At 61.7% G+C, this 21,114-nt stretch carries 17 protein-coding genes and 1 pseudogene; 11 read left to right on the top strand and 7 right to left on the bottom strand.

Annotated elements, in window-relative coordinates; translation table 11 throughout:
- Positions 1–40 precede the first annotated feature (40 nt).
- Positions 41–454, top strand: a pseudogene (locus ASD31_RS12990) (cupin domain-containing protein).
- A gap of 246 nt (positions 455–700) precedes the next feature.
- Here the strand turns inward: ASD31_RS12990 and hydA are convergent.
- Genes hydA through ASD31_RS13005 form a run of 3 tightly spaced genes read right to left on the bottom strand, consistent with a single transcriptional unit; the run spans position 701 to position 4,053 of the window.
- Entirely contained in the window at positions 701–2,155 is a 1,455-nt protein-coding gene (gene hydA / locus ASD31_RS12995; protein WP_056334059.1) for a dihydropyrimidinase, read from the bottom strand.
- Positions 2,156–2,164: 9 nt separating this feature from the next.
- Positions 2,165–2,803 (bottom strand): endonuclease domain-containing protein, encoded by a 639-nt coding sequence (locus tag ASD31_RS13000; RefSeq protein ID WP_056334060.1) that lies wholly within the window; start codon positions 2,801–2,803, stop codon positions 2,165–2,167.
- Positions 2,800–4,053, bottom strand: a complete 1,254-nt coding sequence (locus tag ASD31_RS13005; protein ID WP_056334063.1) for a Zn-dependent hydrolase — start codon at positions 4,051–4,053, stop codon at positions 2,800–2,802. Before ASD31_RS13005 ends, ASD31_RS13000 begins: the two co-directional genes overlap by 4 nt.
- Before the next feature lie 282 nt (positions 4,054–4,335).
- On the opposite strand from ASD31_RS13005, the gene ASD31_RS13010 reads away from it, so the two are divergent.
- Positions 4,336–4,992, top strand: coding sequence for a TetR family transcriptional regulator C-terminal domain-containing protein (locus ASD31_RS13010; RefSeq protein ID WP_056334703.1), 657 nt, complete (start codon positions 4,336–4,338; stop codon positions 4,990–4,992).
- A 6-nt stretch (positions 4,993–4,998) separates the two neighbouring features.
- On the opposite strand, the gene ASD31_RS13015 is transcribed toward ASD31_RS13010, so the two are convergent.
- The 3 genes from ASD31_RS13015 to ASD31_RS13025 all read right to left on the bottom strand — a co-directional run bounded on the left by ASD31_RS13015 (position 4,999) and on the right by ASD31_RS13025 (position 9,554).
- A complete protein-coding gene (locus tag ASD31_RS13015) occupies positions 4,999–6,666 on the bottom strand; it encodes an adenylate/guanylate cyclase domain-containing protein (protein WP_056334066.1) in 1,668 nt (555 codons plus the stop codon).
- 197 nt (positions 6,667–6,863) lie between these two features.
- Positions 6,864–8,177, bottom strand: a complete 1,314-nt coding sequence (preA, locus tag ASD31_RS13020) for an NAD-dependent dihydropyrimidine dehydrogenase subunit PreA (protein ID WP_056334069.1) — start codon at positions 8,175–8,177, stop codon at positions 6,864–6,866.
- Positions 8,178–8,192: 15 nt separating this feature from the next.
- Positions 8,193–9,554 carry an NAD(P)-dependent oxidoreductase gene (locus ASD31_RS13025; protein WP_056334072.1) on the bottom strand — a complete coding sequence of 454 codons (1,362 nt, stop codon included), beginning with the start codon at positions 9,552–9,554 and terminating at the stop codon, positions 8,193–8,195.
- 201 nt (positions 9,555–9,755) lie between these two features.
- On the opposite strand from ASD31_RS13025, the gene ASD31_RS13030 reads away from it, so the two are divergent.
- The 9 genes from ASD31_RS13030 to ASD31_RS13070 all read left to right on the top strand — a co-directional run bounded on the left by ASD31_RS13030 (position 9,756) and on the right by ASD31_RS13070 (position 19,763).
- Complete coding sequence (locus tag ASD31_RS13030; RefSeq protein ID WP_056334076.1) at positions 9,756–10,709, top strand: sugar-binding transcriptional regulator; 954 nt, start codon at positions 9,756–9,758, stop codon at positions 10,707–10,709.
- A 150-nt stretch (positions 10,710–10,859) separates the two neighbouring features.
- On the top strand, positions 10,860–12,170 hold the full coding sequence (locus ASD31_RS13035; protein WP_056334079.1) for an ABC transporter substrate-binding protein: 1,311 nt from the start codon (positions 10,860–10,862) through the stop codon (positions 12,168–12,170).
- A 169-nt stretch (positions 12,171–12,339) separates the two neighbouring features.
- Complete coding sequence (locus tag ASD31_RS13040) at positions 12,340–13,212, top strand: carbohydrate ABC transporter permease (RefSeq protein WP_056334084.1); 873 nt, start codon at positions 12,340–12,342, stop codon at positions 13,210–13,212.
- 11 nt (positions 13,213–13,223) lie between these two features.
- Positions 13,224–14,048: a carbohydrate ABC transporter permease gene (locus ASD31_RS13045; RefSeq protein WP_056334087.1), complete on the top strand. Its 825-nt coding sequence runs from the start codon at positions 13,224–13,226 to the stop codon at positions 14,046–14,048.
- Positions 14,049–14,078: 30 nt separating this feature from the next.
- Complete coding sequence (locus ASD31_RS13050; RefSeq protein ID WP_056334090.1) at positions 14,079–15,080, top strand: ABC transporter ATP-binding protein; 1,002 nt, start codon at positions 14,079–14,081, stop codon at positions 15,078–15,080.
- Positions 15,077–15,850, top strand: coding sequence for an L-iditol 2-dehydrogenase (locus ASD31_RS13055; protein WP_056334093.1), 774 nt, complete (start codon positions 15,077–15,079; stop codon positions 15,848–15,850). The genes ASD31_RS13050 and ASD31_RS13055 overlap by 4 nt, the downstream gene beginning before the upstream one ends.
- Before the next feature lie 27 nt (positions 15,851–15,877).
- Complete coding sequence (locus ASD31_RS13060; protein WP_056334096.1) at positions 15,878–17,362, top strand: mannitol dehydrogenase family protein; 1,485 nt, start codon at positions 15,878–15,880, stop codon at positions 17,360–17,362.
- Between the two features lie 78 nt (positions 17,363–17,440).
- Entirely contained in the window at positions 17,441–18,133 is a 693-nt protein-coding gene (locus tag ASD31_RS13065) for an HAD family hydrolase (RefSeq protein WP_056334099.1), read from the top strand.
- Between the two features lie 49 nt (positions 18,134–18,182).
- The gene (locus tag ASD31_RS13070; protein WP_056334705.1) at positions 18,183–19,763 is read left to right on the top strand and encodes an FGGY-family carbohydrate kinase; all 1,581 of its coding nucleotides are present in this window, start codon (positions 18,183–18,185) and stop codon (positions 19,761–19,763) included.
- A gap of 259 nt (positions 19,764–20,022) precedes the next feature.
- On the opposite strand, the gene ASD31_RS13075 is transcribed toward ASD31_RS13070, so the two are convergent.
- Entirely contained in the window at positions 20,023–21,042 is a 1,020-nt protein-coding gene (locus tag ASD31_RS13075; protein ID WP_244483844.1) for a sensor histidine kinase, read from the bottom strand.
- Between the last annotated feature and the right edge of the window lie 72 nt (positions 21,043–21,114).

Consider the following 21,114-nt stretch of genomic DNA (forward strand, 5'->3'; position numbering starts at 1 on the left):
GGTATGCTGCCGGCGATATTGCTGCCGGGGAGCTGTGGAAATGTCGCAATCGTCGAAACCGACCTGCCGGATCGTCCGTCCCGGCCAGACCTATGACGGCAAGTAGGGGTTCAGCTATTTCGAGGGTATTTCGGCGGAAGCAGTCGGATCGACCGGCATCTGCATGCATCTTCTGACGATCCCGCCGGGTGGCCGGGCGAAGGCGCATAAGCACGCGACCCATGAAACGGCGATCTACATGCTGTCGGGCGAGGCGCATACCTGGTACGGTGACCGGCTGGAAAACCATGTCATCGTCAAGGCCGGAGAGATGTTCTACATCCCGGCCGGCGTTCCGCATCTGCCGGCCAATCTTTCCGACCAGCCGGCTTCGGCGGTTATCGCGCGGACGGATCCCAACGAGCAGGAGAGCGTCGTGCTTCTGCCGGAGCTGGAGAGGCTGGTGCCCATTTGAGACGGGGAGGCTGACGGGGTTGTTGCGATACCCCCCTCTGTCACTCCGTGACATCTCCCCCTCAAGGGGGGAGATTGTCCGCGCACGCGGTGCCAGCCTCACATGGAGTATGTTCAGGGCCGCAAGCGCTCTTTTTGATGGTTTGGGAACAGGCGCGCAGCAATCTCCCGATCTCCCCCCTTGAGGGGGAGATGTCGCAAAGCGACAGAGGGGGGTGTTGCGCGGCTGATGCGACATGTGAGCTTTTCACACCCCGCTTGCCGGAATGCCCGTGCGCTGAACCTTGCGCGGGGCGGTGATGTCCTTCCAGGTGGAGAGCGCCTTATTGACGGCGGTGAAGGGCTCGCGCCTGACGAATTTTCCCTGGCCCTCGCGGGTCTTCACAGTCGATTCCTCAATCGCCACGACGCCGCCGGTCAAGGTGTAGCGCGGCAGGCCGGTAACCTCTTTGCCCTCGAAGACATTATAGTCGATCGCCGATTGCTGGCTGGTGGCGGAGATCGTCTTCGAACGCTTCGGATCCCAGACGACGATATCGGCATCGGCACCGACCAGGATGGCGCCCTTTTTCGGATAGATGTTAAGAATCTTGGCGATATTGGTCGAGGTCACGGCGACGAATTCGTTCATGGTGATGCGGCCGGTGGCGACGCCATGCGTCCAGAGCATCGGCATGCGGTCTTCAAGACCGCCGGTGCCGTTGGGGATCTTGGTGAAATCGCCGACGCCGAAGCGTTTCTGCTGCGTGGTGAAGGCGCAGTGGTCGGTCGCGACCACCTGCAGGGAGCCGCTCGCAAGCCCGGCCCAGAGACTGTCCTGATGCTGCTTGTTGCGGAAGGGGGGCGACATGACACGACGGGCGGCGTGGTCCCAGTCGGGATTGGCGTATTCGCTTTCATCGAGCGTCAGGTGCTGGATCAGCGGTTCGCCATAGACGCGCATGCCGTTCTGCCGCGCGCGGCGGATCGCTTCATGTGACTGTTCGCAGGAGGTGTGAACCACATAGAGCGGGCTGCCGGCCATGTCGGCAATGATGATGGCACGGTTGGTCGCTTCGCCCTCGACGGCGGCCGGGCGGGAATAGGCATGTGCCTCCGGGCCGTTATTGCCTTCTGCTAGCAGTTTTGCCTGCATCTGCGCGACGATGTCGCCGTTTTCCGCATGCACCATCGGCAGAGCGCCAAGCTCGGCGCAGCGTTGGAAGGAGTGGAACATCTCGTCGTCGTCCACCATCAGTGCGCCCTTGTAGGCCATGAAATGCTTGAAGGTGTTGATGCCTTTGTCCTGAACGATGGTCTGCATCTCGTTGAAGACCTGCTCGCCCCACCAGGTGATGGCCATGTGGAAGGAGAAATCGCAATTGGCGCGCGAGGTCTTGTTGTCCCACATGGTCAGTGCCTCGAGCAGCGACTGGCCGGGCGAGGGGAGCGCGAAATCGACGACCATGGTGGTGCCGCCGGAAAGTGCCGCCCGCGTGCCGCTCTCGAAATCGTCGGTGGAATAGGTGCCCATGAACGGCATTTCGAGATGGGTATGCGGATCGATGCCGCCCGGCATGATGTAGCACCCCGTCGCATCCAGCGTCTCCACGCCGGAAAGGTCCGGCCCGATTTCGACGATCTTGCCACCCTCGATCTTCACATCGGCCTTGTAGGTCAGGTCAGCGGTGACGATGGTTCCGTTCTTGATGATTGTGGTCATGATCGTTTCCTACTCTTTCAATTCCGCGGAGGCAGGCGAGTAAAAGCCAGTTTTCTCATCCTCGACGGCGATCTCGCCGTTCAGGGCGGCCAATATCGTTTCAAGGACGGATCGGCGCTGGCGCGAGATCTCGTGGTTCCAGAAGCGCAAGATCGAATATCCCCTGGCATTCAACCACGCGGTTCGGCTGCGGTCGGAGCGGCTATCGGCATGATGGAAGCCATCGACTTCGACGATCAGGCGTTTCTCGCGACAGAGGAAATCGACGATGAAGGGGCCGAGCGGAATCTGCCGGGAGAATTTATGGCCGTTGAGGCGTCTGGCGCGCAAATCGCTCCACAGATGGTGTTCTTCCTCGGTCTCGCTTTGCCTTAATTTTCGAGCCTGTACCGTCTTGCCGGACTGACGTTTGGTGATGTCGCGCGTCGTTGACTTCGGTGCGGAGGCAGCCCCCTCATCCGACCCTTCGGGCCACCTTCTCCCCGTCGGGGAGAAGGGAATACCGATTGCAAATTCGCGCTTCCCAGAATTTACCTCGATTCGAGCGTGAGATGTGTTCGAGGGGCAAGCGGCAACCTCCCTCTTCTCCCCAGCGGGGAGAAGGTGGCCTGGAAGGCCGGATGAGGGGGCCACGGCCACCGTCTTCACCCCACGATCCCCGCCGTCTCCACCACCGCGTGGAACAGCACATCGCAGCCGGCGGAGGCCCATTCCCTGGAGATGTCTTCCGCCTCGTTGTGGCTGAGACCGCCGACGCAGGGGCACATGACCATGGTGGCGGGGGCAACCTTGGCGGCCCAGCAGGCGTCGTGGCCGGCGCCGGAGATCAGGTTCATATGGCTGTAGCCGAGTTTTTCGGCCGCCGTGCGCACCGCCGTCACCAAAGTCGGGTCGAAGGTCACCGGCTCGAAATGGCCGATCGCCTCGATCGAACAACCGACGCCGAGCGCGTCGCTGATTTTCGGTGCCTCAGCTTCGATCTTCGAGCGCATGCGGTCGAGCTTGGCCTTGTCCGGCGAACGGATATCGACGGTGAAGACCACCTTGCCTGGCAGGACGTTGCGGGAATTGGGGGAGAAGAACACCTGGCCGACGCCGCCGACGGCGCCCGGCTGTTCGCTCATCGCCACATCCTGCACCATTTCGAGGATACGGGCCATGGCAAGGCCGGCATTGACGCGCAGGTTCATCGGCGTCGAGCCGGTATGGGCCTCCCTGCCGGTCAGCGTGAATTCCAGCCACCAGAGACCCTGGCAATGGGTGACGACGCCGATCTGCTTTTCCTCGGCTTCCAGGATCGGCCCCTGCTCAATGTGATATTCGAAATAGGCGTGCATCTTTCGAGCGCCGACCTCTTCATCGCCAAGCCAGCCGATGCGCTTCAACTCGTCGCCGAAGCTTTTTCCCTCGGGGTCCTTGCGGTCATAGGCATAGTCCAGCGAATGAACGCCGGCAAAGACGCCCGACGCCAGCATGGCGGGGGCAAAGCGGGCGCCTTCCTCGTTCGTCCAGTTGGTGACGACGATCGGGTGTTTCGTCCTAATGCCGAGATCGTTCATGGTGCGCACGACTTCGAGTCCGGCAAGCACGCCGAGCACACCGTCATATTTGCCGCCCGTGGGCTGGGTGTCGAGGTGGCTGCCGATATAGACGGGGAGAGCATCGGGATCGGTGCCGGCGCGGGTGGCAAACATGGTGCCCATGCGGTCTACGCCCATCGCCAGGCCGGCCTCTTCGCACCAGGTCTGGAAAAGTCTTCGGCCTTCGCCGTCTTCGTCGGTCAGGGTCTGGCGATTATTGCCGCCAGCAATGCCCGGACCGATCTTCGCCATGTCCATCAGCGATGTCCAGAGACGATCCGCATTGACGCGCATGTTCTCGCCGGGTGCATGAGCCATGGCGGTTCTCCTCATCAGTTTTCAGGGGAAACGCATGTCGCGCCTCCCGTCGTTCCCGTGGTCAGATCGGGGCATCTGGTTTTTTCGATTGCCCTGCGATCAGCCGTTGCGTTTGCGTTTCAACTGACTGATAATTTGACCGGTTGGTAAAACATTACAGCTTCCGTTGCCGCACTCAAGGCGAAAAACAGAAAAAACCGGATTGCCGTCCGAATTTTTGGACCACCTGGAATTAGAACGAATATGCCGCCGGCGGGCGGTGCTTGCGAGGGGCAGGGGCAGATGGCACTTCCGAGGGCAGCCAGGACACAAAGGCGAACCCGCATCCAGGAGGAGAAGGAGGAACTGATCCTCGAGGCAGCGCTCGATGTCTTCGCCACCCACGGTTTTCGAGGCAGCACCATCGACCAGATCGCCGAAGTGGCCGGCATGTCGAAGCCCAATCTGCTCTATTATTTCCGAACCAAAGAAGCCATGCATCGGGCGCTGATCGACCGGGTGCTCGATAACTGGCTCGATCCCTTGCGCGAATTCGATGCGGAGGGAAATCCGGTCGCGGAAATCCGCAGCTATATCCGCCGCAAGCTGGAAATGGCCCGTGATTTCCCGCGCGAAAGCCGGTTGTTCGCCAATGAAATCCTGCAGGGTGCGCCGCATATCGAGGATGAGCTGAAGGGGCCGCTGAAGGCGCTGGTCGACGAGAAGGCCGAGGTGATCCGGGCCTGGGCTTCTGCCGGCAAGATCGCCAGATGCGACCCCTATCACCTGATCTTCGCCATCTGGTCGACGACGCAGCATTATGCCGATTTCGACGTACAGGTGCGCGGTGTTCTGGGAGAGACCCAATCGGGCGAGGGGCGCTTCGAGGACGCGGCGCGCTTTCTCGAGCAATTGTTCGTCAACGGGCTGTCCGTCGGTACCACGGCTTCCCGAGGCTGATCGGCATCAGGCCGGCGGCCCATCCGCAGGTGCCGCCTTGATAAGGTCCTCGAATTCGCGCGCATTCTGGACGATCAGCGTTTCGAGCGTGCCCGCCCGGCCGCGGATCGATATGGGATAGGTTTCCCGTCCGTCGATTGCCAGTCCGGCGTAGCGGACCATGTCGGCGGATACGGCCAGCTGCGCATCATATTCCTTGGCAAAGCCTTCCAGCCGGCTGGCGGCATTGATCGTGTCACCGACGGCAGTCAGTGACGAGGCTCTGCCATAGCCGATCTGGCCGATGATCGCCGGGCCTGCATGCATGCCCATGGCGATGCGCAAGGGCTTGTCCAATTCGCTGGTGAAGGCGCCGTTCAGCCGCTCGACGCCTTTCGAAATGCGAATGGTCGCCGTCAGCGCCTGGGTGCAGGCCTCCTCTATGCTCGTGTTCAGGCCGAAGATCGCCAGCGCGCCGTCGCCGATGAATTTGTCGATCACGCCGCCGGCGCTTTCGACCGCCTCGCCGATGGTCTCGAAGTAACGGTTGAGCAGGAAAACGGTATCGAAAGGCAATTGCTGCTGGGCAAGCAGAGTGAAATCGCGCAGGTCGCAGAACAGGACGGCGATGCGGCGCTCGCGTCCGGCCGCTTCCCGTTCGCTCAGTTGCGTGCCTGCACCGACATTGCCGGTTCCGAGAATGGGGGCGATGGCCAGGTCGTATTCCGGCCTCAGTTGGCAGGCGAGGCGCACGTCGGCGGGCGCGCGGATCCGCGTCAGCGTCGCCCGTTCTGCCTCGTTTGCAGGCGGCTGGCTTTCGAGGCCCTCGGTGACCCGGACGCGGCAGGTGGAGCAGCGGCCGCGCCCGCCGCAGATCGACAGATGCGGAATGCCGGCGGCACGGCTCGCCTCCAGCACACTGAAGCCCCTTGCAACCGAAATGGTGCGGTCCGGATAGGTGATCCTGATCTTTCCGCGTATGGGGATCGCCCGCAGGATCAGCGTCGCACCGATCATCCCGGACAGGACGGCGATGATGAAAAATTTGATCCGCGCCAGGGTTTCCGGTGACGCGCGCTCGGCCAGGAACCAGCTTTGCGACGCCAGCCCCATGTCCATCGAACGGGCAGCCGAGACGAAGCCCAGCAAGGCAAGCAGCGGCACAAGGATCGCAAATGTATAGAGCAGAAGGAAATAGCGCGGATACCAGCTGCGTCCGCGCATCCAGAACCAGGCTCCGAGGCAGCCATGCGTCCAGGCGACGATGAGGGCAATCGTCTGCCGGGTGGTGTTGTAGGAGCTCGACCAGAGCGCCGGCAGGACCTGATAATATCCGTCGCCATAGCCCGACAGCATCCATCCCACCCGCGTGCCGACCACATGGGTGACGATGAGGAAGGGCAGGGAAAGTCCCAGCACGATCTTCAGGGCTTCGCCAATGGGCATGCGCAGCGTCTGCCGGCGGTAGAGGCTTTCGAGTGCCAGCAGGAAATGCGCGGCAAGCGAGCCGTAGAGCAGCACCGTGCCCGGCCAGCTTCGCCAGAGGAGGTTGAGAATGTCACGCATCTTCTCCATGGCGTCGAGCGAAACGAGGCCGAGGGCATGGTTCGAAAAATGGGTGAGCAGGAAGAATCCCAGGCAGGCGCCCGTCAGGATATGGAGTCTCTTGCGCGATCTCAGGGAAGGGAGCTTCAAACAGGCATCCGGAGTTCGGCGGCTCGCGCCGCATATCGTCATTGTCTGTTATTGACGAGTTCGCGCTCCGGAGCAACGCGTGTTTTAAAGACAGTGTATCGTATTTTGCGAACAGATCGACGCTTCGGCCGAAAAGCGGATATCTACGTGCCTTGCATCAGCCGCCCTGCTGTCCAGGGCGGCTGATTTCGCCCCGACTATTCGGCGGCCTGGCGGGCCATCGGATTGTTGGGGTGCGTCGTCCAGTTGGCATAATTCGGATCCACCACCTTGCCGGTACGCTCATCGAGCGTGCCCGGTTCAAGACCGATCATGGTGATGCAGTCCTGTACGGGACAGACATTGACGCAGAGATTGCAGCCGACGCATTCGTCTTCCATCACCTCGAAATGCCTGATGCCATCGACGAACTGCGTGATCGCCTGGTGCGAGGTGTCCTCGCAGGCGATGTGGCAGCGGCCGCATTTGATGCAGGCATCCTGGTCGATGTGCGCCTTGGCGATATAGTTGAGGTTGAGATATTGCCAGTCGGAGACATTGGGCACGGCACGGCCGCAGATATCGTCGAGGCTGCGATGGCCCTTGGCATCCATCCAGTCGGACAGGCCGGTGATCATCTCCTGGACGATCTTGAAGCCATAGGTCATCGCCGCAGTGCAGACCTGGACATTGCCGGCGCCGAGCACAAGGAACTCCGCCGCATCGCGCCAGGTGGTGACACCGCCGATGCCGGAAATCGGCAGGCCATGGGTCTCCGGATCGCGAGCGATCTCGGCCACCATGTTGAGCGCGATCGGCTTGACCGCCGGGCCGCAATAGCCGCCATGGCTGCCCTTGCCGTCGATCGAGGGCTCCGGCGAGAATGTATCGAGATTGACCGAGGTGATCGAATTGATCGTGTTGATCAGCGACACGGCGTCGGTGCCGCCGGATTTCGCGGCGCGGGCGGGCTTGCGGATATCGGCGATGTTCGGCGTCAGCTTGGTGATCACGGGCATGCGCGTATATTGCTTGCACCAGCGTACGACCATTTCGATATATTCCGGCACCTGGCCGACGGCCGCACCCATGCCACGCTCCGACATGCCGTGCGGACAGCCGAAATTGAGCTCGATGCCGTCGGCGCCGGTTTCCTCGACCAGCGGCAGGATCGATTTCCAGGCGTTCTCCTCGCAGGGTACCATGATCGAGGCGATCAGCGCCCGGTCCGGCCAATTCATCTTCACCTGCTTCATTTCGCGCAGGTTGGTATAGAGATCGCGGTCGGTGATCAGTTCGATATTGTTCAGGCCCAGAAGCCGACGGTCGGCGCCCCAGATGGCGCCATAGCGCGGGCCGTTGACATTGACCACGGGCGGGCCTTCCTCGCCCAGCGTCTTCCAGACGACGCCGCCCCAGCCGGCCTTGAAGGCGCGCTCGACATTATAGGCCTTGTCGGTCGGCGGTGCGGAGGCGAGCCAGAAGGGGTTGGGGGATTTGATGCCGACGAAATTGTTGCGCAGATCAGCCATTGTCTTTTCTCCCCTTCAAGCGACGGCAATAGCCGGCTGCGTTACAGCGGCGAGTGCACGGTTGATCGATGCGGCCGCATCGCGACCCATGGCGACGGCCGAGACCGTCAGGTCCTCGCCGCCGAACACGCAGTCGCCGCCGGCCCAGACGCCGTCCAGAGACGTGCGGCCTTCCTGATCGACGACGATGCGACCCGATTGCAGGCTGATGATGCCGAGTCCCTCGGGATCGAAGCTCTGCCCGATCGCCTTGAGAATCTGGTCCGCGACGATCACGCCGGTTTCGCCCGTCGTCACCAGGCGGTCGTCCTCGATGGTCGTATAGTCGAGCTCGATGCCGGCCGCCTTGCCGTCGCGGCTGAGGATGCGCCGAGGCTGCAGCCAGTGGCGGATGGAAACGCCCTTGGCGGCGGCCAGGTCCTGTTCGAATTCCGAGGCGTTCATATGCTCCTTGCCGCGGCGGTAGCAGATGGTCACTTCTTCGGCGCCGAGCAGCTTTGCCTGCACGGCCGCGTCGATCGCGGTCATGCCGCCGCCGAGCACGACGACCCTGCGGCCGACGGGAATATCGGAGCGGGTTTCGGACTGCCGCAGAGAGGCGATGAAATCGACCGCGTCTTCGACGCCCTCCGCCGCTTCGCCCTCGGCGCGCAAGGCGTTGACGCCGGCAAGGCCGAGGCCGAGAAAGACGGCGTCATGTTTCGCCAAAAGGTCGCTCAGCGAAAAATCCCGTCCGAGCATCTGGCGGTTGCGGATGTCGATCCCGCCGATCGAGAGGACGTAATCGACTTCCCTCTGGGCGAAGCCGTCGACGGATTTATAGGCGGCGATGCCATATTCGTTCAGCCCGCCGGCCTTTTCGCGGGCGTCGTAGATGATGACGTCATGGCCGCTCACCGCAAGCCCGTGGGCACAGGCAAGGCCTGCCGGGCCGGCGCCGATGACGGCGATCGATTTTCCTGTGGGCGCGGCGCGCTCGTAGAACTGGATGTTGTCGTGCAGGGCGATATCGGTAGCATACCGCTGCAGGCGACCGATCTCGACCGGGCGGCGCTCCGCCTCGTTGCGCACGCAAGCCTCTTCGCAGAGCGTTTCGGTGGGACAGACCCGGGCGCACATGCCGCCCAGAATGTTCTGGTCGAAGATCGTGTTGGCCGATCCGACCGGATTTCCCGTCGATATCTGCCGGATGAACAGCGGGATATCGATGGAGGTGGGACAGGCCGTCATGCACGGCGCGTCGTGGCAGAAGTAGCAGCGGTCGGCGGCGACCAGCGCTTCGTGCTCGTCGAGCGGTGGGTGCAGATCGGAAAAATTCTTTTCATATTCGACGGGTGTCAGCCGTCCGCTCAGTATTCCAGTTTCGGTGGTTCCCATTTTTTGCTCCCAAATGTCGTGCCTCAGGATGACGAAACGGTAACACGGTTTATTTTTTTATCAAACGGTAAAATTTTAGGGTGAATGCGCTGGAAGCACGGCTGCGCAAGGGTTTGATTGCCCCACGAAAAAGCGTGGCAGGACGGGTGTTTGACAAAAGGCCGGAAAAAATGTCAGCAGTTTTTGCAAGGGAGTACGGACATGGCGCGCAGACCGGACGGTAGCAACAGGCTCGACGACGCCGCGCGGGCGGGCTGGCTCTATTACGTTGCCGGGCGCACGCAGGACGAAATTGCCTCCGCCATGGGCATCTCCCGCCAGTCGGCGCAGCGGCTGGTTTCGCTTGCCATGACCGAGCGGCTGATCAAGGTCCGGCTCGATCACCCGATCGCCGCCTGCCTAGAACTGGGACTGGCGCTGAAGGAGAAATACGATCTTCGTCAGGTGGATATCGTGCCGAGCGATCCCGGATCCTCCTCCACCACCGTCGGCATCGCCGAGGCGGCGGCAAGCGAGATCGAGCGCTGGCTGAAATCGGCCGATCCGATCATCCTTGCCATCGGCACGGGCAGGACGCTGAAGGCGGCGATCGACCAGCTTCCCGGGATGGACTGTCCGCAGCACCGCATCGTCTCGCTCACCGGCAATATCGGCCTCGACGGATCGGCAGCCTACTACAACGTCATCTTCAGCATGGCCGATGCGGTGAAGGCCCGGCACTTTCCAATGCCCCTGCCGGTCCTCGTTTCCTCGGCAGAGGAGCGTGTGATGTTTCACAACCAGGCGCTGGTCAAATCGGCGCTGCAACTGGGCGCGCAGGCGGATGTCGCCTTTGTCGGCATCGGCGAACTCGGCCCGCAGGCGCCGCTCTGCGAGGACGGCTTTCTGGCGCGTGACGAAATGGACCGGCTGATGGACGAGGGTGCCGCGGGCGAAATCTGCGGCTGGATGTTCGATGGCGAAGGCCGGATGATGTCCGGCAGCATCAACCAGCGGGTCGCCAGCGTGCCGCTGCCGTCACGGCAAACCTCGATCGTTATCGGAATCGCCAAGGGCGAGCGAAAATATCAGGCGGTGAGGGCGGCTCTCAAGGGCGGGTTGATCAATGGCCTGATCACCGATGAAGCGACTGCTGAATTTTTGCTCAACGCCTGAGCGCATCTTCGGAAATTTCTCCCAGCAAAATCAACATGAAAGCTTCGCCCTGCCAGTGCGACAACAAATGTCCGTTGACTTTTTCCGCAAGTTTGTGAGTAATTGCCCAAGAGCAAGGCAAATGCTCATAACTCTTCTGGGAGGAAGAATATGAATTTGAGAACTTTTCTGCTGGGCAGTTGCTCAGCCCTCGTCGTTGCGGGCTTTGCCCAGGCGGAAACCCTCACCATTGCAACGGTGAACAATGGTGACATGGTGCGCATGCAGACGCTCACCGACGATTTCACCAAGGCAAATCCCGATATTCAGCTGGAATGGGTCACGCTTGAGGAAAACGTGCTGCGCGAGCGCGTCACCACGGATATCGCCACCAAGGGTGGCCAGTACGATATCCTGACCATCGGCACCTATGAGGTTCCGATCTGGGCGAAGCAGGGCTGGCTCCTGCCGCTCGACAATCTCGGCGCCGATTATGATGTCGACGATCTGCTCCCGGCCATCCGCTCGGGCCTCACCATGGACGACAAGCTTTATGCCGCACCGTTCTATGGCGAAAGCTCGATGGTCATGTACCGTAAGGACCTGATCGAAAAGGCCGGGCTGACCATGCCCGACGCTCCGACCTGGGAGTTCATCAACGAAGCAGCCCGCAAGATGACCGACCGTGAGGCCGGCATCAACGGCATCTGCCTTCGCGGCAAGGCCGGCTGGGGCGAGAACATGGCCTTCCTGACCGCCACCTCGAACGCTTTTGGCGCGCGCTGGTTCGACGAGAACTGGAAGCCCCAGTTCGACCAGCCGGAATGGAAGAACACGCTCGACATGTATGTCAAGCTGATGAACGACGCCGGCCCGCAGGGCGCTTCGTCCAACGGTTTCAACGAAAACCTGGCGCTCTTCCAACAGGGCAAGTGCGGCATGTGGATCGATGCAACGGTGGCTGCATCCTTCGTCACCAACCCGAAGGACTCGACGGTCGCCGACAAGGTCGGCTTCGCGCTCGCTCCCGATACCGGCCTCGGCAAGCGCGGCAACTGGCTCTGGGCTTGGAACCTCGCCATCCCGGCAGGCACCCAGAAGGCGGAAGCGGCCGAGAAGTTCGTGTCCTGGGCAACCAGCAAGCACTATCTCGACCTGGTCGCCGAAAAGGAAGGCTGGGCAAACGTTCCTCCGGGCACGCGCACCTCGCTCTACGAAAACCCCGAATATCAGAAGGCCGCACCTTTCGCCAAGATGACGCTCAACAGCATCAATGCCGCCGACCCGAAGAACCCGTCGGTCAAGCCGGTGCCCTATGTCGGCGTCCAGTTCGTCGCCATTCCTGAATTCCAGGGGCTGGGTACCACTGTCGGACAGCTCTTCTCGGCGGCTCTGGCCGGCCAGATGAGCGTGGACGATGCGCTGGCGCAGGCACAGGACGTGGCCACCCGCGAAATGACCCGCGGCGGCTATATCAAGTAAGCTCCTTCCCAAGGAAGGGCACCGCGGATCCTCGTCCGGGATGCCCAACTGAACCTGGCGTCGAACGCCACGGGGCTTACCCCGTGACGGTTGACGCCAGGCCTTCGAAACGATGTCGGCGGCATGCTCGCGATCGCGGGCGGCGCGCTACCAGAGGGAGGGGATTGTTATGGCGACACAGAATACCCGGGCGCTGGCGCGCCTGATGATGGCCCCGTCGGTCGGGCTGCTTCTGATCTGGATGATCGTTCCGCTGACCATGACGCTGTGGTTCTCGTTCCAGAACTACAATCTGCTCAATCCGGGCAATGTCAGCTTCGCCGGCCTTTTCAACTACCAGTATTTCTACACCGATCCCGCCTTCTTCCAGTCGATCTGGAACACGTTGCTCATCGTCGTCGGCGTGTTGATGATCACGGTGATCGGCGGCATCGCGATCGCCCTCCTGCTCGACCAGCCGATGTTCGGCCAAGGCATCGTGCGGATCATGATCATCTCGCCCTTCTTCGTCATGCCGCCGGTCGCGGCGCTGGTGTGGAAGAACATGATCATGCATCCCGGCTACGGCGTCTTTGCGGATTTCAGTCGTGCTCTCGGGCTGCAGCCGGTGGACTGGTTCGCGCAATATCCGTTGTTTTCGATCATCATCATCGTCGCCTGGCAGTGGCTGCCCTTCGCAACGCTCATCCTCTTGACCGCGCTGCAATCGCTCGACGGCGAGCAGAAGGAAGCGGCCGAAATGGACGGCGCCAATTTCGTCAATCGCTTCATCTACCTGACGCTGCCGCATCTGGCCCGCTCGGTTACCGTCGTCATTCTCATCCAGACGATCTTCCTGCTCGGCGTCTATGCGGAAATCCTCGTCACCACCAATGGCGGCCCGGGCTATGCATCGACGAATCTGCCGTTCCTGATCTACCGCACCGCGCTTCTCGGCTACGACGTCGGCGGCGCTTCGGCGGGCGGCATCATCGCAGTCATCCTCGCCAATATCGTCGCCATCTTCCTGATGCGTGCCGTTGGCAAGAACCTCGACAGATAGGGGAGAAGACCATGGCCCGCGCAGTTTCCAGGAGAAGAACCGCCATCGTCACGATCGCCGCGTGGATCGTCGCGCTGATCATCTTCTTTCCGATCCTTTATACGATCATCACCTCGTTCAAGTCCGAGACGGAGGCGATCCAGGGGTTCAGCCTGATCCCCTCGGGCACGATCGAAAGCTATGTCGCCGTTCAGTCGCAGAGCAATTATTTCAAGCCTTTCATGAACTCGGTCATCCTGTCGATCGGTTCCACCCTGCTTGCCCTGCTGGTCTCCGTGCCGGCCGCCTGGTCCATGGCGTTTTCGCCGACAAAACGAACCAAGGACATCCTGATGTGGATGCTGTCGACCAAGATGATGCCGGCCGTCGCCGTGCTGGTGCCGATCTACCTGATCTTTCGCGATACCGGCCTGCTCGATAGCCGGATCGGCCTCACCGTCATGCTGACATTGATCAACCTGCCGATCGTGGTGTGGATGCTCTATACCTATTTTCGCGAAATTCCCGGCGAGATCCTCGAGGCCGCGCGCATGGACGGTGCCTCGCTCTGGGGAGAAATCGTCTATGTGCTGACGCCGATGGCCGTTCCCGGCATTGCCTCGACCATGCTGCTGAACATCATCCTTGCCTGGAACGAAGCCTTCTGGACGATCCGCCTGACGACCACCAATGCGGCGCCGCTCACGGCCTTCATCGCCTCCTTCTCCAGTCCGCAGGGGCTGTTCTGGGCGAAGCTTTCGGCAGCCTCCACGCTGGCGATCGCACCGATCCTGATCATGGGCTGGTTCAGCCAGAAGCAACTCGTGCGCGGCCTGACCTTCGGCGCCGTCAAGTAAACAAACCGGAAGAACAAGCGGGAGGCGGGCATGGGCAATATCCAGTTGAAGAAAGTGAACAAGTCGTTCGGGGCGACGACGGTCATTCCGGGCATCGACCTGACGATCAACGAGGGCGAATTCGTCGTCTTCGTCGGCCCGTCTGGTTGCGGGAAATCGACGCTGCTGCGGCTGATTGCCGGCCTGGAAGACACCTCATCGGGCACGATCGAGATCGATGGCCGCGATGTTACCGGGGCGGCACCCGCCAAGCGCGGTCTTGCCATGGTGTTCCAGTCCTATGCGCTCTATCCGCATATGACGGTGCGCAATAATATTGCCTTTCCGCTGAAGATGGCGAAGCTCGACCAGGCCGCCATCGACAAGAAGGTCGCAGAGGCGGCGCGGGTTCTCAATCTGACCAACTATCTCGACCGCCGGCCCGGCCAGCTTTCCGGCGGCCAGCGCCAGCGCGTCGCCATCGGCCGTGCCATCGTGCGTGAGCCCTCGGCCTTCCTGTTCGACGAGCCGCTCTCGAATCTCGATGCGGCGCTGCGCGGCACGATGCGGCTGGAGATCAGCGAGCTTCATCATCAGTTGAAGACGACGATGATCTACGTCACCCATGACCAGGTCGAGGCCATGACCATGGCCGACAAGATCGTCGTGCTCAACGCCGGCAATATCGAGCAGGTCGGCTCGCCGCTCGATCTCTACCACCGCCCGGACAATCTTTTCGTTGCCGGTTTCATCGGGTCGCCCGGCATGAATTTCGCCAGCGGCGCATTCGCGGCTCCCCATAAGGCCCACACGATCGGCGTCCGTCCGGAGCACCTGCAATTGTCGACCCAATCGGGCACCTGGCGCGGCGTGGTCGGCGTCGCCGAGCATCTGGGGTCGGACACGTTCCTGCATATCGATGTCGATGGCATCGGCAAGGTCACAGCCCGCGTCGGCGGCGATTTCGCCGTCAAGCACGGCGACCAGGTGTTCCTGACGCCGGACGAGGGGCGGGTGCACAAATTCGACGATAAGGGCTTGGCAATTCGATGAACCGGCTCGAGGGAAAAAGCGCGCTGATCACCGGTTCGGCACGCGGCATCGGCCGCGCGTTCGCGCAGGCCTATATTGGCGAAGGCGCGACGGTCGCCATCGCCGATATCGATCTCGATCGGGCGGAAGCAACGGCAAGAGAGCTTGGTCCCGCCGCCTTTGCGGTCGAGATGGACGTGACGAGCCAGGCTTCGATCAATGCTGCGGTGGCCACGACGGTCGCGAGGGCAGGGGGGATCGATATCCTGGTCAACAATGCCGCCCTGTTCGATATGGCGCCGATCGTCGAGATCACCCGCGAAAGCTATGAGCGGCTGTTTTCGATCAATGTCTCCGGCACGCTCTTCACCCTGCAAGCCGTCGCCCGGCAGATGATCGCGCAGGGGCGCGGCGGCAAGATCATCAATATGGCAAGCCAGGCGGGCCGGCGCGGCGAGGCGCTGGTGGCGATCTATTGCGCGACCAAGGCGGCGGTGATCAGCCTCACTCAATCGGCCGGGCTCGACCTGATCAAGCACGGCATCAACGTCAACGCCATCGCGCCCGGCGTCGTCGATGGCGAGCACTGGGATGGCGTCGATGCGCTGTTCGCCAGATACGAGAACCGGCCGCTCGGCGACAAGAAGCGGCTGGTCGGCGCCGAAGTGCCGTTCGGCCGTATGGGGACCGCCGAAGACCTGACGGGTATGGCGATCTTCCTCGCATCCGCCGAGAGCAATTACGTCGTCTCGCAGACCTATAATGTCGACGGCGGCAACTGGATGAGCTGACGATCGGCCATCGAAAGGAATGACCAGATGACCACCAGACTGTCGCTCGCCAATCTCGATGCGATCGGGAAGACGGCCGCCGTTCCGGCCTATGACCGGTCGGAACTGAAAGCCGGCATTCTCCATTTCGGCGTCGGCAATTTCCATCGCGCCCATCAGGCGGTTTATCTCGACGATCTCTTCAATTCCGGCCGCGACCATGACTGGGCGATCATCGGGGCGGGCGTGTTGCCCTCCGACGAGGCCATGCGGGCGAAACTGGAGGCGCAGGATTTCCTGACGACGGTCGTCGAACAGGACAATCATCGCAGCGCGGCAAGGATTACCGGGCCGATGATCGGCTATCTGAAGCCCGGCGATACCGAGGCCATCGTCGCGCAGCTTGCAAGCCCGGCAATCCGCATCGTGTCGCTGACCATTACCGAAGGCGGCTATTTCATCGATCCGGCCTCCGGCGTCTTCAATCCGGCCCATCCGCAAATCGTCGCCGACAGCCGCAATCCCGACGCGCCGAAAACCGTGTTCGGCTTGATCGTCGCGGGCCTGAAAGCGCGCAGGGACCAAGGCATCGCGCCTTTCACCGTCATGTCCTGCGACAATATTCCCGGCAACGGCGAGGTCACGCATGCGGCGGTGCGCGGCCTGGCGCGGCTGGTCGATCCGGAGCTTGCCGACTGGATCGATGCGAATGTCGCCTTTCCGAACGCCATGGTCGATCGCATCACGCCCGCGACCGGGGAAAGGGAAATCGGCATCGTCGCCTCCGAATACGGCATCGAGGACAATTGGCCGGTCTTCTGCGAGGAGTTCAAGCAATGGGTTCTGGAAGACCGTTTCCCGGCCGGCCGGCCGGCGCTCGAGACGGTAGGCGTGCAGTTTGTCGCCGATGTGGCGCCGTACGAGCACATGAAGATCCGTATTCTGAACGGCGGTCATGCGGCGATCGCCTATCCGGCGGCGCTTCTCGATATCCATTTCGTCCATGAGGCGATGGAAGACGCAACGATCCGGGCGTTTCTCGCCAGGCTGGAACAGGAGGAGATCATCCCCGTCGTTCCGCCGGTTCCCGGTGTGGACATTAACGCCTATTTCGCGGAGATAGAGACGCGATTGCTCAATCCGAAGATCGCCGACACGATCCCGCGGTTGGCCCAGGACGGCTCCAACCGGCAGCCGAAATTCATCCTGCCGACGACGGCCGACCGCCTGCGGCGCGGCGAGGACGTGATCGGGCTGGCGCTGGTGTCGGCGCTCTGGTGCCGTTACTTCGCCGGCACCACCGACAGCGGCACGCGCATTGACTTCAACGACGCCAGCGCCGATCGGCTGCATGCGGCGGCGGTGAAGGCCAAGGACGATCCGAGCGCCTTTCTTGCGCTTTCGGATATATTCGGCGATGTTGCGCAATCGCAATTGTTCCGGAAGCGGTTCGCACAGGCGCTACACATGCTGTGGAGCAGGGGCACCCGGACGACACTTCAAGTCTATCTCGACGGAAAGCTTGGGGAATGACATGACGCTTGAGCCTCCGCGTAAGGTCACGGCCATGGCGTGCGGCCGTTCCGGCGCGCGTCAGGCGGCTTGAGTGCCATGGAAAAATACCCTGCCAAGCTGGTGATCTTCGATTGCGACGGTGTTCTGGTCGATAGCGAACCGCTGTCGATCGACGTGCTGGTGCGGGTGCTGCGCAATGCCGGCGTCGATATCGATGCCGACGAGGCGACGGAGCAATTTCTCGGCAAGAGCCTGAAGACCATGTCGGCCATCCTCCACGACGATTACGGTCTTGCGGTCGACGACCGGTTCCTGGAGGAGATGCGGCTTGATCTCTACCGGCGCTTCCGGCAGGAATTGCAGCCGGTGGCCGGTGTTTCGGCGGCGCTCGATCAGCTCGACATTGCACGCTGCGTCGCCTCGTCGAGCCAGATGGAGCGCATCCGGCTTTCCCTTACGCTCACGGGCCTGATCGACAAGCTCGAGCCGCATCTGTTCAGCGCGACCATGGTGAAGCGCGGCAAGCCGGCGCCCGATCTTTTCCTGCATGCGGCCGCCCATATGGACACGCCGCCGCAGCATTGCATCGTCATCGAGGACAGTCCTGCTGGCGTCGAGGCCGCCCAGTCGGCGGGCATGCGGGTCTTTGCCTTTGCCGGCGCCTCGCATGCGAGGACCGAGGGGCACCTCGCGAAACTCCGCCGGCTTTCCCCCGATGTGCTGTTTGACGACATGCGGGAATTGATCCATCTTGTCCGCCGGGAACAGGGGCACGGGAGCGCGGTTTAGAGCCAAAAGCATCCGGCGGAATGCGTATCATCGAATGGAAAAGGCTCTCATGCGCGATCTGATCGTGGCTGTCGATGTCGGAACCGGCAGCGCTCGCGCCGGTATTTTCGACAGGCACGGCAAGCTGCTCGGCCGGGCGGAGCATCCGATAGCGATGAACCGGCCGGAAGAAAACCATGCCGAGCATGATTCCGAAAATATCTGGGCCGCCACCTGCATCGCCGTGAAGGCGGCGCGCGCCAAGGCCGGCGTGCCTGCGGAAGCGATCGCCGTCCTCGGTTTCGACGCGACATGCTCGCTGGTGGTTCGGGACCGGACCGGCGCACCGCTATCCGTCAATCGCAAGGGCGATCCGCGTTGGGACACGATAGTCTGGCTGGACCATCGTGCTCTGGAACAGGCGGATGCCTGCACCGCGAGCGGGCACCCGGTGCTTGATCATTCCGGCCGAGTCATGTCGCCGGAAATGCAGATGCCGAAACTGATGTGGTTGAAAAAAAACCTGCCGGAGCAATGGCAAAGGTCCGGCTATTTCTTCGATCTCGCCGATTTCCTGTCCTGGCGTGCGACCGGCAGCACGGCACGCTCACGCTGCACGCTGGCGGCAAAGTGGAATTACCTTTCGCATGAAGAGGGGGGCTGGCAAGAGGGATTTCTGGCAGAAATCGGCCTCGAAGACCTTATTGGAAGGGGCGGTCTGCCGCGGGAAACCCTGGCGGTGGGAGAGGCTGTCGGTCATTTGAGTGCCGCTGCGGCGGCCGATCTTGGGCTCGACGGGCAGTGCCTCGTCGCCAGTGGGCTGATCGATGCATATGCCGGAGCGATTGGCGTGCTCGCCAGGTTTGCCGATGATTCCGGCAAGCTCGAAAGGCAGTTTGCGCTGATTGCCGGAACATCGAGCTGCATCGTCGCCTTCTCGCCGGACATGAAGCCCGGTTTCGGCATGTGGGGACCCTATTTCGAGGCGGCGCTGCCGGCAAGCTGGCTGGTCGAGGCAGGCCAATCGGCAACGGGAGCGCTGCTTGATCATGTGGTGCGCAGCCATGGCGCTGGTGGCGAGCCTGATGCGGAGATCCATAGGCGGATCATCCTGCGGATACAGGAACTGCGCGCCGCGGAGGGCGACGAATTTGCGGCACGGCTGCATGTGCTGCCGGATTTTCACGGCAACCGCTCGCCGCTTGCCGACCCGCATGCCGTGGGCGTCATCAGCGGCCTGACACTCGACAGTTCCTTCGATGCCCTCTGCCGCCTCTACTGGCGCAGCTGCGTCGCCATCGCACTCGGCATACGTCATGTTCTCGAAATGATGAAGGAGGTTGGCTACCACCTCGATACGCTGCATGTCGCGGGCGGCCATGTCCGCAATCCGCTGTTGATGGAGCTCTACTGCGACGTGACCGGCTGTACCGTTGTCGTTCCTGAGACCAGCGATGCGGTCCTGCTGGGCACGGCAATGGCTGCCGCCGTTGCGGGAAGCCTGCATCCGGATATGTGTGCCGCCGGTGCGGCCATGTCTCCTACCGGTCATCGGCGTTTTCCTGATCCGGCGAGAAAAGATAGCTATGACCGCGACTACCGGAAATTCCTCAGTCTCCACCGCCACAGGGCCGAGCTGGAAGCCATGTGAAACTGCCATTTCCGCGTCGGGAAAAAAATCTGAAAAAATAAAAGAACCGCCGGAACCTTTTTTCTCAATGCCCGTTTAGTGGAAGTCCGGATGCCGGTTTCTCATCGCCCCCAATGCGAAACCCACAATTGATCCGGCTTCCAACTCACATGCCCCCTCGGTGAGTTGTCGATATCAGCCAGTGCCTTCCCCGGGCGCTGGCTGTTTTTTTCGGATATCGAGATACACGGCCTATCCCGGCACTTCCTCAACGGGCGGTTCATTCTTCGGCGCGGGTGATGATTTCGTATTCGCGCGAGGGAATGGTCAGCCGGTATTCGATGCGGTCGGGGGCTGTAAGGTAGATGGCCTTGCCGCCGATCGCCACCGGCACGACGCGCTCAAGCACGGTTCTCGCGAAGGTGGGTTCGTCGGCTTCTCCCGCGCTGGATGCCGGCGGCAAGTGTTCGATCCATGCCAGTTCGATGGCGCTGCGACCGTCGAAGAACGTTTCGAAACAATCGATGGTCAGCGAGCTGATGCCGGCCGAGATGGCGCCATGGGATGCGGAATTCACGATGAGTTCGTGCAGTGCAAGGCCGATGTGCAGCGCCGCGTTCGGGGAGAGATGGGCATTGATGCCCGTGACCGAAATGGGCCTTTCCGAATCGGGCCAGTAGGCGCTCAACTGCCGTTCGGTTAGCGCGAAAAGATAGGCCCCCCGCCAGCTGGAATCGGTGACGAGGTCCTGCGAATAGGCGAGCGACTGGATGCGGCCGCGAAACTTTGAAAGAAAATAATCGAGAGACAGTGCCTGGCGGGCGGTTTGGGTGGCTATGCCTTGAATGATCGCGAGGAGATTCTTCGAGCGGTGGCTGAGTTCACGCAAAAGCGTCTTCAAGATGCGTTCGCGGTGACGGGTCTCGGAAACATCGGTGATGACCGAAAGAATGCCGGCCACTCCATTGAGATCGATGCGTTCCATGTCGATCCGATAGGTAAGCGTGCCCTTGACTGATGCGATATCGACCTCCGTGGAAACGGCGCGCCTGTTATGGGCGATATCGCGCTTCAAGGCGCCGATGCGCGCGCCTTCCTCGGCGCCGAATACGGCCTCGTCGGCCTGACCCGCCGCGGCCAGGCCTTGAAGACCCTCGGGCAGGTTTCCGGACAGGACGATATCGAAGTTCTCCGAGTGATAAAGATAGCCCGCCCCTGATTTTTTCAAAACCAGTTCCATCAAGTCGGTGTTTGTCGTCACACCTGCCTCGATGGGGGCTGAACTGTCTGCCTTTCCCACGCGATATGCCTTCCATTTTTCGTCGGTTGTCGTCCGGCTCCCGCGTCAACGAAAGACAGTCGGGCCTCATCA

This window comes from Rhizobium sp. Root482, from assembly GCF_001426565.1.
Classification (GTDB): domain Bacteria; phylum Pseudomonadota; class Alphaproteobacteria; order Rhizobiales; family Rhizobiaceae; genus Pararhizobium.